Source organism: Nocardia sp. NPDC004260, from assembly GCF_053603155.1.
The window spans coordinates 17,365-31,361 of record NZ_JBSGEZ010000028.1 but is presented as its reverse complement, the minus strand read 5'-3'; the positions used below and the strand labels follow the sequence as shown (position 1 = coordinate 31,361).

Here is a 13,997-nt window from a genome sequence, read left to right as displayed (position 1 = left end):
GCAATCGCCCCATCCGGACCATCCGCAACACTGGTGCCGTTGCGCCTCTGGCGGCTTTTCGCCGGTCCCGGGTCCCGCGCGACGGGATGGCGGCGCGGAAATCAGAACGACCGGTCGGACTCGAGTACCGCCCGGACGGCCTCGGGAGATCCGGCGGTCTCCAGCCGCACTTCGTCCCGGCCGAAGGCATGCAATACCAGTTCCGACGGCTTGCCGGTCAGCGTGACGACGTCCTCGGCGGCGGACCGCACCACCGTGCGCCTGCCGTCCGGCGTCGCCAGCTCCACCGTGACCGGCGCCTTGCGATAGGCCATCCTGGCCATCTTGCGCAGCACCGACCACAGCTGTTCCTCGTCGGCCGCGGGCAGTTCGCGTGGCTGCCAACCGGGCTCGGCGCGGCGCACGTCCTCGTGATGGACGAACATCTCCGACAGATTGACCACGGCGTCGACCGGCCGCAGCGGCGACCACCACGGCGGGCCGGTACGTACCAGCTCCAGCAGTTCGGGGAACGGCTTGCCCGCCGCCTTCGCCTGCACGCGCTCGAGATACCCCGCGAGCGGCTTCAGCAGGATACCCGGCGCGGCGTCGGGCCGCCGTTCGCGAACCACCAAGTGCGCGGCCAAGTCCCGCACCGTCCACGCACCGCAGAGCGTCCGCGCGTCCGGTCCCGCGGACTCCATCGCCTCGACGATTCCCCGGCGTTCCCGCTGTGCCATAGTCACAGTCCCGAACATACCGACCGCTCGGCCATGCCGCCGCGCGGCACGACGCACCGCGATCACCGCAACCGCCGCGCCACCAGCCGATCCCACACCGGGATCTGACCGCAGCCCGCGGCCGACCGCGGAAACCGAAGCACTGCCGCGCCTCGGCCTCATCCGGAACCGGATCGTTACGACGTTGCGGTTCAGTGGATTTCACCGCACAGGAAGGCGGTGTGAGTCCCGCCTCCGGGTTGCGAGGCGGCTGACCGTGGGCCACACTTGGCGCCACGCCGATCGACGTGCATCCATAGCACGGCATTCGCGGCTCTCCCTGCCGGGAAATCTCCGGCTAGCGTAATGAGAATCGGCTCTGTACCTTGTCACTCGGTCCATCGGGTCGTGGGCCAATGACAAGAAGGGGCAAATCCTCGTGAAGAAGTTTGCTACCGGTGTGGCCGCGCTCGCGGCGGTAGGTGCCGCGCTGGCTGTCAGCGCGCCCGCCGCGAATGCCTACACCAACAACTACGGCGCGATCGCGCTGTCCACCTCCACCGGTCTGATCGGGTACTCCTACGACTACCCGAACTCGGCTGCCGCGGAGCAACGCGCGATCAACTCTTGTGGCGCAGGGGATTGCCAGTCGGTGGTCTGGTTCCGCAACGGCTGCGGCGCCGTGGCGTACTCCAGTGGCACCGGCACCTGGAGCTGGGGGTACGCGTCGTCGCGGCGCAGCGCGCAGGGACAGGCCCTGGCGCACAACGATTCCGATGCCTACATCGTGCACTGGAACTGCACGTCCAACCACGGCTGACGCCCGGAATTCGAGAAGGAAACAACGTGAAGCACCGCACTTTCCGGACCACCGTGGCCGTCGTCCTCACCGCACTGGCGTGCTCGTTGACCGCCTGCGCCTCCAACGACGACTCCTCGTCTCCCAGCACCAGCGCCGCTCCCGGGCATCCCGCGGGTGAATTGGAGGGCGGCTCGGGCAAGGGCGACAAGGAGGCAGGCTCCGCGCCGACCACGCCGTCCTCGCCCGTATTGCCGAAGCCCACCACGCAGCAGCTCAACGAGCGGCTGCAGAAGGCGTTCGACCCGAACGTGCCGAACACCGAGAAGATCAGCTGGATTCAGGCCGCCGAGCAGGATCCCTATCTGGTCGCCAACCTCGTCGACGCCGCGAAGAAGCAGAAGGTCACCGTCGAGGTCACCAACGTGGGCGACCCGAAGGACGGCAAGCTCAAGGCCGACGCCAAGGTCACCATCGACGGCACCCCGGTGGACAGCGCGTTCATCCAATTCGTGTCCGAGGGCGGCCAGTGGAAGGTCGACCACACCTTCGCCTGCAACATCGTCAAGAGCGCGAAGATCGAGTCCGCGGCCTGCCAGGAGTAAGCCGCTACCGCGTGAGAAGCGCCGGGCAGCTGGGCTGCCCGGCGCTTTTCGCTGTGCGGAAGGTCAGACGCCGATCACGGTCGGCACGATCATCGGACGACGACGGTAGGTATCGGCCACCCAACGGCCCACCACGCGGCGCACGCCCTGCGCGATGCGGTGGGTGTCGGTGACGCCCTCGCCCGCCAGCCGCAGCAGTTCGGCTTCCACCAGTTCGGCCGCATCGAGCAGTGCGGTGGGATCGTCGGAGAAGCCGCGTCCGCTCAGCTCCGGCGTGCTCACCGCCTTGCCGGTGGTCTCGTCGATGGCGACGGTGATGGCGATGAAACCGCCCTCGCCGAGCACCAGCCGGTCCGACAACGTCGATTCCCCGACGTCGCCCACCGAAAGCCCGTCGACGTAGACGTGTCCCACCGGCACCCGGCCGACGACCGAGGCTATGCCGTCGACCAGGTCGACCACCACGCCGTCCTCGGCGAGCACCACTCGCTCTTGCGGCACCCCGGTCGCCACCGCCAGCGCCGCGTTCGCACGCAGGTGGCGCCACTCGCCGTGCACCGGCATCGCGTTGGTCGGACGCACCGCGTTGTACAGGTACAGCAGCTCGCCCGCCGAGGCGTGCCCCGAGACGTGCACCTTGGCGTTCTGCTGGGTGATCACCGTGGCTCCGAGCCGAGCCAGGCCGTTGACCACCGCGAACACCGAGTTCTCGTTCCCCGGGATGAGCGAGGAGGCCAGCACCACCAGGTCGTCCGGGCGGATGTTGATCTGCCGGTGGTCGCCCCGGGCCATCCGCGACAGCGCCGACAGCGGCTCGCCCTGCGAACCCGTCGAGATCAGCACCAAGCGATGGCCGGGCAAGGTGGCGGCGACGTCGAGGTCGACGACCACGCCCTCCGGCACGGTGAGATAGCCCAGATCCTGGGCGATCTGCATATTGCGGACCATCGAGCGGCCGACGAAGCACACCCGCCGCCCGTACTTCTGGGCCACGTCGACGACCTGCTGGATGCGGTGCACGTGACTGGCGAAGGACGCGACGATGACCCGGCCGCGTGCCTTGCCGATCACCGAGTCCAGCACGCCGCCGATCTCCCGCTCCGGCGTGACGAAGCCGGGGACCTCGGCGTTGGTGGAGTCCACCAGGAACAAATCGACGCCCTCGTCACCGAGCCGGGAGAATCCGGCCAGGTCGGTGAGCCGCCCGTCCAGCGGAAGCTGGTCGAGCTTGATGTCACCGGTGTGCAGGGCGACGCCGGCCGGCGTGCGGATGGCGACGGCGAGCGCGTCGGGAATGGAGTGGTTGACGGCGAAGTACTCGCAGCGGAACGGGCCGTGCGCGCTGTGCTGCCCCTCGGTCACTTCGATGAGCTTCGGGTGCAGGCGGTGTTCCCGGCACTTCGCGGCGACCAGCGCCAGGGTGAACTTCGAGCCGACGACCGGGATGTCGGGCCGCAGCCGCAGCAGGAACGGCACCGCGCCGATGTGGTCCTCGTGTCCGTGCGTGAGCACGACGGCCACGACGTCGTCGATCCGGTCCTCGATGGGGCGGAAGTCCGGCAGGATCAGGTCGACACCCGGCTGCTGATCCTCCGGGAACAGCACGCCGCAGTCGACGATCAGCAGTTCGCCGCCGTACTCGAAAACCGTCATATTGCGGCCGATTTCGCCGATGCCGCCGAGGGCGACCACGCGCAGGCCGTTCTCCGGGAGGGCGGGCGGAGCGCCGAGCCGGTCGTGCGCGGCGATCGGATCCGCCTGCGCCGGAGGCTCTTCGACCCGCCGCGCACCCGACTGTCCCCGTCCACGGCCCGCTCGCCGGGATCCCGGCTCCTGCGTCCTGGTCTGTCGACGCGCCTGCACGGGCGCGGGCTGCTCGGCTGGAACGGCGGCCACCGTCGTCTCGTCGAGCGCCGGTTCGGGCAGCGCGACGGTTTCCGACGGCGTCTGCTCTGCCGGTGCGGCGGGCGCTCCGGCGGGACGGGACGCGCCGCGACGGCGGCGACGGGGTAGGGACTCGCTCACGAAAGCACTCCGACCGCTCGAAGGTCCGCGGCGAGCACTTCCAGCTGCTCGCCGGTCGGCATCAGTTGGGGCAGTCGCGGTTCGCCGACCTCCACGCCGAGCAGCCGCAAACCACCCTTGCTCATCGCGACGCCGCCCAGCCTGGCCATCGCGGCGTGCAGCGGCAGCAGCGTGGTGTTGATCTCGCGGGCGCGCACGACCTCGCCCGCCGTGTACGCTTCCAGCAGCGCGCGCAGCCGTTCGGGCACGAGATGTCCGATGACGCTGATGAATCCGGCCGCGCCGACCGACAGCCAGGGCAGGTTGAGCGCGTCGTCGCCGGAGTAGAACGCCAGACCGGTGCTCGCGATGAGCTCGGCGCCCATGTTCAGGTCGCCCTTGGCGTCCTTGACCGCGACGATGCGCGGGTGCTCGGCGAGCTTGCGGATGGTGTCGCTGGCGATCGGCACCACCGACCGTCCGGGAATGTCGTACAGGGTGACCGGCAGATCGGTGGCATCCGCGACGGCGGTGAAATGAGCGATCAGCCCCTCCTGGGAGGGCCGGGAGTAGTACGGCGTCACCACGAGCAAACCGTGCGCACCCGCCCGCTGCGCGTTGCGCGAGAGTTCGATCGAATGGGCGGTGTCGTAGGTGCCCGCCCCCGCGATCACGGTCGCCCGCTTGCCGACGGCGTCGACGACAGCGCGCAGCAGATCGGCCTTCTCCGATTCGGTGGTGGTCGGCGACTCACCGGTGGTTCCCGAGATCGCGAGCAGGTCGACGCCGCGGTCGACCAGGCGGGCCGCGAGCGCGACCCCGGCATCGACGTCGAGCTTGCCGTCGGCGCTGAAGGGGGTCACCATCGCGACACCTACCGTGCCGGACGCACGCAGCTCCGTTGGCGTCGATTCACCGTTCTTCATGGTCAGAAAGGCTACCCGGTCGGGGACACGCCCTCGACACCGTCGTCGGCGATCAGGCCGCAACAAGGACGCGAAACCATATCGACGACGGTCCGATGATGTCATTTCGCCGCTTGCCTGATGTCATTCATGACGTCACACTGACATCATGGATTTGAACAAGTACACCGGCCAACTGCGCGAGAACCTGATCGCCGCCGCGGCGCTGGGCGACGAGAAGACGCAGGCCACGGCGGCCGCACTGGCCGCGGCGACGGAAGGCCCGGCCCGCTTGGTGCTGCTCGCCGCGCTGTCGGACCTCGCCGCCGAGGTCAGCGCCGCGCTCGGCGACCGCACGGTGCACGTCTCGGTCGACGGCACCGACGCCTCCATCGATGTGCGCAAGAGCACGGTGGGCGAGCAGACCCCCTCCTTCGAGGAGATGACCGGGGACATCAGCAGGGTCACGCTGCGGCTGGTGGAACAGATGAAGGCGCGTGCGGAAGAGGCTGCCGCACAGAGTGGTCAGTCCCTGAACTCGTGGCTGTCGAGCGCCGTCCACGGAGCATTGCGCGATCAGATGCGCGGGTACGGGCCCAAACGAGACATCTGACTCGAACGCGCTACAGCAATGCGGCGAGATTGCCGCGATCGCCTGTCGCGACCTCGTCCAGTTCGAGCCAGTCGGCCAGCTCGCGCAGCGCGCCGCCGAGGGCCTGCGCGGTGGCCGGAGTGTCGTAGCCGGGCTCGGCGAACGCGGCGGGCACCCACAACCGGCCGTTCGCGCGTTCCGCCCGCAGATCGACGCGGCCCACGAGTTCGCCGTCGAGCAGGAACGGGAAGACGTAGTACCCGTGCACCCGTTTGTGTTCCGGGGTGTAGATCTCGATGCGGTAGTGGAAGTCGAAGATCCGCTCCGTGCGGGCGCGGAAGAAGATGAGCGGGTCGAACGGGCACAGCAGCGCCGCGCCTTCGATGCGACGCGGCGTGGGAGTGCCCGCCCGCAGATAAGCCGGTTTCCCCCAGCCCGCCACCTCCACCGGGATCAGCTCGCCCGCGTCCACCAGATCGGCGATGGCGGGTTCGGTCTGGGTGCGCTGGAGGCGGTAGTAGTCCCGCAGGTCCGCTTCGGTGCCGATGCCGTGCGCGGTGGCAGCACGCAGCACGAGCTCACGAACGGCGTCCTGCTCGGTGACGTCGCGTGCCAGCACCTCCGCGGGCAGCACCCGCTCGGTCAGGTCGTAGTGCCTGGTGAACCCCACACGCGTGGCCACAGACAGCGCGCCCGCCGCGAAGAGTTGCTCGCAGATCATCTTCGTATCGCTGAGATTCCACCAGGAGCCCTTCGGCCGCGGCTTGTCCAGCTCCAGGTGGCGCTCCACCTCACCCGCGGTGGCGGGGCCCACCGCGGTGATCACGTCCAGGATGTCCTTGCCCAAGGTCGGATTGCGTTCGACCACCTTGCGCATGCCGGACCAGCGCCCGTGCTCGTATCGCCGCATCCGCCAGCGCAGCAGCGGCCAGTCCTCGACCGGGATGAGCGCGGCCTCATGCGCCCAATACTCGACGAGCGACCGTGGCCGCCGCGAGCCGTTGCTCCACGCGGCCTGATCCAGGAGCGTGCGGTCGTAGGGCCCGATCCGGCTGAACACCGGCGCGTAATGCGCGCGCACCACCGCCGACACCGAATCCAGCTGCAGCAGCTGCGTCCGGTCCAGCACGCCGAGCACCGTCCGCCGCGTGATCCGACCGGGCTTGCGCGCCCCGAAGCCCTGCGCCGCCAACGCCGTTCGCCGCGCCGCCGCCGCACCCATCTTCCGCATAACCGACAACGATGCCATGCGGCACCGACAGGTCAGGTGGATACCGTGACCGCGCCCGTGGCGTCGATCTCGGTGCGGCGGTCGCGGTCCGACGCGGTGGCCAGGACGGTCGCCAGGATGCGACGGCCCGTCGGGAGGATGCGGACGGTGACCGAACCGTCGTTGGCGGCGTCCAGTTCCCTGGTGGCGGCGTCGATCACCTGCTGGCGCACCCGATGCGGGACGCCGGTGAAACCGCCGTCGTCGAGCAGGATCACCTCGACACCGCGGGAGCGCGCTCCGCGGGCGGCGCTGCTGAGTTGGTCGGTGGCCAGCTGCGGGGCCCGGAGCCCGTCGCGGAGTTCGGCTTCCAGGAGCCTGCACTGTTCCCGCTCGGCGGCGGTGAGTTCGTCGCCGTCGGCGATGCGTTCCAGGATCGGGCGCGCCACCGCGTCCAACCGAGCCAGCTGACGGGTGCGTTCGGAGTTCTCCGCGGCCATCGCGGCTTCGGCGGCGGCGCGCATGGCCGCTTCGTCGCGCAGCAGCCGCAGCGACCGCTGGGTGGGCCGCATGATCGCCGCGAACAGGGAAACCCCGGCGACCGTGGCGACCGGCACGATCGAACCGACGACCACGCCCTCCCGCAGGCCCGCCACCACACCGACCACGGCGATCACCACGCCGATGCCGGCGACACCGAGCCAGGCCGCGGCCGATCGTCCGCGCAGCACCAGCACGGCCAGCACATAGGACGCGGCGAACGCCGTCCACACCTGCTTCGACCAACCGTGCTCGACATCGAACGAGGTCAGGGTGGTGGCCAGCGGTCCGGAGGCGGCGACGAACACGGTCGCGGGCCAAGGCAGCGGGTCGGTCTGCGCCGCCATCACCACGACACCGGCCAGCGCCAGTACGATCAGCGCCGCGACCGCCGCGGCCACCGGCGATTCCGAGAAGTTCCGGACCATGTACAGCACGATGGTCGCTTCGAGCACGACCAGGAACAACCAGGCCGCGCGGTCGCGGAGCCCGAGCAGATCGCGCAACCCGAATTCGGCTTCCGTCTCAGCCATTCCCGCCCCACACCAACGTCACGGTCGTTCCCTCGCCCGGCTCGGATTCCACGAACCCGGCACCGCCGGACAGTTGACGCATGCGGCCCAGGATGCTCACCGAGATGCCGAGCCGATCGACGGGCACCGCGCTCAGGTCGAAACCTGCTCCGTCGTCGCGGAACACCACGCGAATCCCGCCGGCGCTGATCGTCACAGTGACGGTCCGGCGCACCTCTCGCCCGACGACGGTGGCGTGCCGCAGGCTGTTGCGCACGGCCTCGGCCAGGGCGGCCGCGATCGTGCTCGCGGCGTCCACCGGCAGGTGCAGATCGTCGAATCCCGCCCAGCGCCGCGTGGTGAACCGGATACCGGGGTTCACCTCGTGCACGGCCGAGCGCAGGAACCCGATCGCGGATTGCGCGTCCAGGCGGTCGGGTTCGATCTCGGCGCCCCGGCACTCGTCGAGTTGTTCCAGGGTCCGTTCAGCCTGGCGGCGCAGCACCGGAGATTTGGTCCCGGCGCGCGAGGCATCCAGCAGAGTGGACAGCACGGCGTCGTGGATCAGCGCGGCGAATCGCGCTCGTTCCCGTTCCCGGGCCGCCGTGCCCGCGACCGCCGCCGCGCGGCTGCTCTCGATCGCCGACTCACGATCCACTCGGGCCGCCGCCGCCCTGGCATAGATCACGCACCACAGGAACAGCGCGCTCAGGCCCGCCGCCCTGGCGAAATCGCCCAGCAGCGCGAGCGCGGTGGTCTCCCGCAGCACGACCAGATTGGCCAGCGCGCTGAACGCCGCACCCACCACCAGGTAGGCCACGGCCAGCGGCGGACGCCAGGCGAGCACGGCCGCGAGCACGCCGAGGGCCAACACCCGATACAGCCACACCGAAGCCGCTTCGGCATTCGGCGTCGCGTACGCCACCGGAACCACCGCCATGGCCCCGAGGAAACTCACCGCTGCCGCGGCGGCCACCCGCTGGATCACGCGCGGGCCCATGCCGACCGAAACGACCGCGAGCACCGGGAACAGTCCGAACGCCAGCACCACCTCGACGATCGTCCACTGGACAGGAACGAAGCGGCTCTGATCGGCGATCTCGGGCAGCTCCACGATCGCGGCGATCACGCCGGCGATGCCGATGGCGAAACCGAACCGGCGCAGGATGCGATCGGCGGCGCCCTCGGAGGCCTTCTCCCTGGACAGCGCGACGACTCCGCGACGCCAACGGCTCGCACGCGGCCGGTCGAGCGGGCGGGAACGGGGGTTCGACGGAGTGTCCAGCATGCTGGACGCGGTCATCCGCGCGGCTGCCGCTCGGGAACCGGCAACCACCCGTCCTCCACCGCCCGCTTGTAGAGGTCGGTCTTGGTGGGCGCCGGACGACCGGCGTCGGCGTACTTCTGCCGGATGCGGCCGAGATAGTCGTTGACCGTCTGCTCGGACAGACCGGTCAACCGCGCGACCCGGGATGCCTTCTCCCCGGACGCGTACAGCGTGAGCACTTCCTCCTGGCGCGGGCTCAGGCCCACGTCGGATAGCTGCGGGTCGCCGTCGATGGCGGCCGCCCAGTCGGTGGTGACCACCTGTTCGCCGCTGGCCGCACGGCGGACGGCGGCGACGACCGTCTGCACGTCCTCCGACTTGCGCACCACACCGAGCACCCCGGCGCGCGCGGCGGACCGCACCAGGAAGGCGTTGTCCGCGCCGGTGAAGACCAGCACCTCGATGCCGCGGTCACGCAGGGCGCGCACGTTGTCCTCGGGCGAGGACCCGTCGGCCAGCCGCAGGTCCAGCACCACCAGATCCAGCTTCGGCGCGCCGTCGGCGGCGGACAGCAGTTCCGGCACGGTGCCCGCGGTCAGCACCAGATCGAGATCCGTTTCCCGCGCGAGCATCGCGGCGAGACCGATCGCGACCGATTCGTGGTCCTCGACCAATCCGATTCGGCGCGGGGCGTTCTCGCTCCCTTCGGCCCAGGTCACCTGGCTCTCCCATCCCGAGGTACTCGTCCACATCCCCACCGCGACAACATCGCAGACAGTATGCCGGGCAATGGTGCGCCATGGTCAGACACCAGAATTCGGGGGATCAGGGCATGAGCCCGGCCGCGAGCGTGGCGCCCAGCTCCCAGCACCGCTGCAAATCCTCCTTGGCGGGCGGACCGGAGACCACGACCGCGGCGGAGGCCTGCTCCCAGCCCAGTCCGGTGGTGATGCTCGCCACCCCGCGCTCGGCGCCCTCGGTGCCTTCGTTGCCGTGCAGATACAAGCCGTACGGACGCCCGCGCGTGGAGTCCAGGCACGGATAGTAGAACGTGTCGAACGCGTGTATTTACGTCTTAAACTCCCCTACTATGACGACCCCGCTCCGCGCCCTCATCTACACCCGTGTCAGCTCTGACAACGCAGGCGGCCGGTCCGTCGATGAGCAGGAGGCCGAGTGCCGCGCGGTGTGCGAGCGCAATGGTTGGCCGGTGTTCGAGGTGTTCACCGACAACGACCGCTCCGCCTCCCGCTACGCCACCAAGGACCGCCCCGAGTACGCCCGCCTCAAGATGACCCTCATCCCCGGCGACGTGCTGGTGACCTGGGAGGCGTCGCGGGCTCAGCGTGAACTCGGCCGCTACGTGGAGCTGCGGGACCTGTGCGCCGAGCTGGGGGTGTTCTGGTCGTACAACGGGAAGTTGTTCGATCTCACCAAGGGCGATGACCGGTTCGCGACCGGCCTCGACGCACTGCTGTCGGAGAAGGAGGCCGACCAGATCCGGGACCGGATCATGCGCGCCCACCGCGCCAACCTCGCCGCCGGAAAGCCCCACGGGCGCATCCCCTACGGATACCGGGTCGCCACCGAAACCGACGAGCAGGGCCGGGTGATCAGCAAGTGGTGGGAGCCGAACCCGGCGCAGGCCGCGCTGATCCGGGAGGCAGCGCGCCGCGTGCTCGACGGCCAGTCGTTCGGCTCTACGGTGCGCTGGATGGAGACCAAGGACCCGCGCGGGTGGGACTCCGCGAAACTCCGTCGCCTGCTGGTGAATCCGACCCTGGCCGGTTTCCGCACCCACAGCGAGGTCATCAACGGCAAGCGCGGCCGGGGCGTCATTCACGGCAAGGGGACGTGGGAGGCGATCCTCACCGAGGACCAGCACAACGACCTCGTGGCGCTGTTCGCCGCTCGCACGTCCGGACCGCGTGGCGTGCCGGTGAAGTACCTCGCCTCCGGCATCGCGACCTGCGCCGTCTGCAAGGAGCCCGTCTGGCGGCGCTGGGGAGGGAAGTCCAAGGTAGACGGCCGGAAGTGGCCGGTGTACGGCTGCAAGAAGATGTGCGTCGCCCGCACACAGGACATCGTGGACGACGCCGTACACGCAGTCGTTGAGGGCATCCTCACCACCCCGGAGGCGCTTGAGGCTCTGGCCGAGACTCCCGCGACCGACCCCACCGCCGGAGTCCGGCTGGCCGAGCTGCGCCGCCAGCTGGAGGAAGTGGAGACGGAGATCGCCGAAGGGCGGATGCCCGCAGCCACGGGTGCCCGGGTCGCTACCCGGCTGGAGGCTCAGATCACCGAGGCCGAAGCCGCCGCCGCGCCGACGTTCATCGACCCGGCCGTCAAAGCGCTCGCCACAGCCCCTGATCCGGTCAAGATGTGGCGGGGGCTGGATCTGGTCGCGCAGCGCGAATTCATCAAGGCGGTTTTGGTGATCGAGATCGAGCGCATCGGCAAGGGCCGCTGGGCGGACAAGCGCAAAGGCATCAACATCACTCCCCGCCGCCGCCCCGTGTAGCCCTGGAGGGCGTCGTAGCGCTGCCTGATTCACCACCGACCAACGGCCCGGCCGGGAGCTATCCGGCCGGGCCGTGGCGCGCCCGGAGCGCACACCCCACCTTTCTAGACTGGAGGCGTCGAATCGGTTCGAACTCCTATCGCGATCGGCAGAGCGTCCCCAGCCCGAAGCAGTGGGCCGCTCACACCACGGCCCGATGCCCGGAGCGTCGGGCCGTTGGCGTCTCCGGGGTCGGTCTGTGCACGGCCAGCGCCTACCGTCTGCCCCAGGGCGCGACGGTCCTGCTGCGGTAGTCGGTCACGTCGCGCCCCCAGCGGACACCCCGGCCGGAGAGCTTGGACTTGGCCGTACAGACCCCGGCCGGGGTGTCCGCTCCCCTTCGCGCAGGACAGCGCTGCCGGGTCGGTTCGTAGCCTCGGGGCATCCGATCAGGAGGACACCGTGACCACTACCGCCGCGACCCCGTTGCCCGTCGTCTTCGAAGCGCTGCCGCTGCCCACCCAGGGATACGGCCTCTACGCCGCCGCGAGCGTGTTCGACACCACCGAACCCACCCGGGAATTGCTGGCGGGTGTCGACCTCTACCCGTACAACTGCGACACGGGCGTAGGCACCTACTCCACCGAACTCTGCGACGACAACCCGGCGATCAAGGCGGCGGGCGAGCGCGGCGCGCCGCTGCACTTCGATCCGATGGTGGTCTGGGCGGCCTCGGAGTGCCGGACCGACCAGACGGAGGCGGAGGTCCAGGCCCGCGCCACCCACACCCGCAGCCTCCACGAGCCGAACCTGGTCGAATCCGCCTTCGCCGCGCGGCTACTGGCCGACGCCGGAACACCCACCGTCGTGCCGGACCTGGCTACTGCGATCGGCACCCTGGAGGCGTTCCTGGGCGAACAGGGGTATGCGGGCTACCTCCACGCCTCCCGGCGCTGGGCGGTGCAGGCCGCATACCTCAAGGCGGCCAGCGGTTCGCCTCTGCTGCGGACGAACATGGGCAATACGTGGGTGTTCGGCGGTGGGTATGACTCCGCGCTGGGGAACACCCTGGTGGCTACCGGCCCGCTGTTCGTCTGGCGCGCGCCGGTCTTCGAGCAGGTGGTGACCACCGGAAGCCACAGCGTCCCGGCGTACAACAACACGGTCTATGCCCTGTCCGAGCGGGTGGTGACGGTGGGGTACGAATGCGCGGCATATGCGGTGACCATCGACCCAACGCCCTGACCGTCACGTGATGGCATAACGCACGGAATCCGTTGCAAGGGTAGGGATTCCGTGCGTCGGGTCGGACGGTACCGGTCTACGCGGGCGACGCAGCGGGACCTACTGCCCCGGGTCGGTCACGGTCACGGAGACGGTCATGGTCTCGCTCAGCAGCGTGCGCGGGTCCTCTATGCCCAGGAGATCAGCCAGCCGCTCCACAGCTCGCAAGGAGAGATTCCGCTGTCCGCGCTCCAGCGTGCCCATGTAGGTCCGGTGCACACCCAGGGCGTCGGCGAATGCCTCCTGACTCAGGCCACGCGCTATCCGGATGGCACGCACGTTGCGCCCTAGCGTCACCTGAAGATCACCTTCCATGATGCCCGACAGAGTGCCCGGCCGAATCTTCTCAGGTCTACATACCTATCCGTCTCCATACCTATATGAGACGGAAACCGTGCGTAATCGTGTCCTCTGACGGAGACTTATAAGTGTTCAATTACGGATGACCGGAGGACACTATGACCCACGACACAACGGACCAGCCCAGAGCGCTCGGATGGATAGATGTCGAACTATCACTCAGCGTCGAATGGGACCGGGCGGGGGTGGAGCGGCTGGCGTCCAGGCTCGGCTACCGGCTGGTCTGGCCCGATGAGATATCGGTGCTGCCGGTGTCGGCGCAGCTCCAGTGCATCGGGGCCGACACCGTGCTCATGCCCTCATCGGACCACCTGGACCATGCGGAGCTGCGCAGAGTCCAGGAGATCGCCGACGTGGAGACCGTGAACCCCCGGCTCAGCCTTCCCCGGCGGTCGGTGTTTGCCGAGGACATCCGGTGATCGCGCTCGGGTGGGCCGCCGTGATCACGCTGCCCCTCGGGGTGCTGGCCTGGGCGATGTGGTGGCCGGAGCGCATACCGCCGGAGCGCAGCGTGGAGGGCATCCGCGCGAGAGTGGAGCGGGAGCGCCGGGCCGCCGCCGCCGACACGGTGAGGCTGCGGCCGGTCAACGGCACGCGGCCCGACCGAAGACCAGCGAGTAGACGTAGACACAGCGCCGCCTGATCGCCACGCACACAGACCGAGACCCCGGCCGGGAGCTATCCGGCCGGGGTCTCGGCGTTGTTCAGGGTATCCGGATGC

The 13,997-nt window shown here is 69.5% G+C and carries 15 protein-coding genes and 1 pseudogene; 7 read left to right on the top strand and 9 right to left on the bottom strand.

Annotated features, from left to right (window positions below):
* Positions 1-101 precede the first annotated feature (101 nt).
* Positions 102-725 carry a TIGR03085 family metal-binding protein gene (locus tag ACWEO7_RS18110; protein ID WP_452424618.1) on the bottom strand — a complete coding sequence of 208 codons (624 nt, stop codon included), beginning with the start codon at positions 723-725 and terminating at the stop codon, positions 102-104.
* Between the two features lie 412 nt (positions 726-1,137).
* On the opposite strand from ACWEO7_RS18110, the gene ACWEO7_RS18105 reads away from it, so the two are divergent.
* Positions 1,138-1,518 (top strand): DUF4189 domain-containing protein, encoded by a 381-nt coding sequence (locus ACWEO7_RS18105; RefSeq protein WP_355070184.1) that lies wholly within the window; start codon positions 1,138-1,140, stop codon positions 1,516-1,518.
* Positions 1,519-1,544: 26 nt separating this feature from the next.
* The gene (locus ACWEO7_RS18100; RefSeq protein ID WP_355070182.1) at positions 1,545-2,102 is read left to right on the top strand and encodes a hypothetical protein; all 558 of its coding nucleotides are present in this window, start codon (positions 1,545-1,547) and stop codon (positions 2,100-2,102) included.
* Between the two features lie 63 nt (positions 2,103-2,165).
* Here the strand turns inward: ACWEO7_RS18100 and ACWEO7_RS18095 are convergent, their stop codons facing one another.
* Both ACWEO7_RS18095 and dapA read right to left on the bottom strand, forming a co-directional pair.
* Positions 2,166-4,127, bottom strand: a complete 1,962-nt coding sequence (locus tag ACWEO7_RS18095) for a ribonuclease J (protein ID WP_452424616.1) — start codon at positions 4,125-4,127, stop codon at positions 2,166-2,168.
* Positions 4,124-5,032, bottom strand: a complete 909-nt coding sequence (gene dapA, locus ACWEO7_RS18090) for a 4-hydroxy-tetrahydrodipicolinate synthase (protein WP_452424615.1) — start codon at positions 5,030-5,032, stop codon at positions 4,124-4,126. Before dapA ends, ACWEO7_RS18095 begins: the two co-directional genes overlap by 4 nt.
* 148 nt (positions 5,033-5,180) lie before the next feature.
* Between dapA and ACWEO7_RS18085 the strand changes: the two genes are divergently transcribed.
* Entirely contained in the window at positions 5,181-5,624 is a 444-nt protein-coding gene (locus ACWEO7_RS18085) for a hypothetical protein (RefSeq protein ID WP_452424613.1), read from the top strand.
* A gap of 10 nt (positions 5,625-5,634) precedes the next feature.
* Here the strand turns inward: ACWEO7_RS18085 and ACWEO7_RS18080 are convergent, their stop codons facing one another.
* From ACWEO7_RS18080 to ACWEO7_RS18060, 5 genes and pseudogenes are all read right to left on the bottom strand, one after another.
* Entirely contained in the window at positions 5,635-6,834 is a 1,200-nt protein-coding gene (locus tag ACWEO7_RS18080; RefSeq protein ID WP_379251309.1) for a winged helix-turn-helix domain-containing protein, read from the bottom strand.
* A gap of 32 nt (positions 6,835-6,866) precedes the next feature.
* A complete protein-coding gene (locus ACWEO7_RS18075; RefSeq protein ID WP_452424611.1) occupies positions 6,867-7,886 on the bottom strand; it encodes a hypothetical protein in 1,020 nt (339 codons plus the stop codon).
* A complete protein-coding gene (locus ACWEO7_RS18070) occupies positions 7,879-9,201 on the bottom strand; it encodes a sensor histidine kinase (RefSeq protein ID WP_452424609.1) in 1,323 nt (440 codons plus the stop codon). Before ACWEO7_RS18070 ends, ACWEO7_RS18075 begins: the two co-directional genes overlap by 8 nt.
* On the bottom strand, positions 9,165-9,884 hold the full coding sequence (locus ACWEO7_RS18065) for a DNA-binding response regulator (protein WP_452424695.1): 720 nt from the start codon (positions 9,882-9,884) through the stop codon (positions 9,165-9,167). The genes ACWEO7_RS18070 and ACWEO7_RS18065 overlap by 37 nt, the downstream gene beginning before the upstream one ends.
* A gap of 73 nt (positions 9,885-9,957) precedes the next feature.
* A pseudogene (locus tag ACWEO7_RS18060) lies at positions 9,958-10,197 on the bottom strand (flavodoxin family protein); the annotation flags it as partial.
* Between the two features lie 25 nt (positions 10,198-10,222).
* Between ACWEO7_RS18060 and ACWEO7_RS18055 the strand changes: the two are divergent.
* Positions 10,223-11,653, top strand: coding sequence for a recombinase family protein (locus ACWEO7_RS18055; RefSeq protein ID WP_452424607.1), 1,431 nt, complete (start codon positions 10,223-10,225; stop codon positions 11,651-11,653).
* 441 nt (positions 11,654-12,094) lie between these two features.
* Positions 12,095-12,877: a hypothetical protein gene (locus tag ACWEO7_RS18050; protein WP_452424605.1), complete on the top strand. Its 783-nt coding sequence runs from the start codon at positions 12,095-12,097 to the stop codon at positions 12,875-12,877.
* A 99-nt stretch (positions 12,878-12,976) separates the two neighbouring features.
* Here ACWEO7_RS18050 and ACWEO7_RS18045 read toward each other — a convergent pair whose 3' ends face one another.
* A complete protein-coding gene (locus ACWEO7_RS18045; protein WP_393234111.1) occupies positions 12,977-13,213 on the bottom strand; it encodes a helix-turn-helix domain-containing protein in 237 nt (78 codons plus the stop codon).
* Positions 13,214-13,374: 161 nt separating this feature from the next.
* Here ACWEO7_RS18045 and ACWEO7_RS18040 point away from each other — a divergent pair, with 161 nt between their 5' ends.
* Together ACWEO7_RS18040 and ACWEO7_RS18035 are read left to right on the top strand one after the other, a co-directional pair.
* Positions 13,375-13,695, top strand: a complete 321-nt coding sequence (locus tag ACWEO7_RS18040; RefSeq protein WP_452424603.1) for a hypothetical protein — start codon at positions 13,375-13,377, stop codon at positions 13,693-13,695.
* Positions 13,692-13,919, top strand: a complete 228-nt coding sequence (locus tag ACWEO7_RS18035) for a hypothetical protein (RefSeq protein ID WP_452424602.1) — start codon at positions 13,692-13,694, stop codon at positions 13,917-13,919. The genes ACWEO7_RS18040 and ACWEO7_RS18035 overlap by 4 nt, the downstream gene beginning before the upstream one ends.
* Positions 13,920-13,997: the final 78 nt, after the last annotated feature.

What these genes read in the sequence shown, in the direction of transcription:
- dapA (WP_452424615.1), bottom strand. Translation starts at nt 5,032, where the DNA reads ATGAAGAACGGTGAATCGACGCCAACGGAGCTGCGTGCGTCCGGCACG.
- ACWEO7_RS18040 (WP_452424603.1), top strand. Translation starts at nt 13,375, where the DNA reads ATGACCCACGACACAACGGACCAGCCCAGAGCGCTCGGATGGATAGAT.
- ACWEO7_RS18075 (WP_452424611.1), bottom strand. Translation starts at nt 7,886, where the DNA reads ATGGCTGAGACGGAAGCCGAATTCGGGTTGCGCGATCTGCTCGGGCTC.
- ACWEO7_RS18085 (WP_452424613.1), top strand. Translation starts at nt 5,181, where the DNA reads ATGGATTTGAACAAGTACACCGGCCAACTGCGCGAGAACCTGATCGCC.
- ACWEO7_RS18065 (WP_452424695.1), bottom strand. Translation starts at nt 9,884, where the DNA reads ATGTGGACGAGTACCTCGGGATGGGAGAGCCAGGTGACCTGGGCCGAA.
- ACWEO7_RS18080 (WP_379251309.1), bottom strand. Translation starts at nt 6,834, where the DNA reads ATGCGGAAGATGGGTGCGGCGGCGGCGCGGCGAACGGCGTTGGCGGCG.
- ACWEO7_RS18055 (WP_452424607.1), top strand. Translation starts at nt 10,223, where the DNA reads ATGACGACCCCGCTCCGCGCCCTCATCTACACCCGTGTCAGCTCTGAC.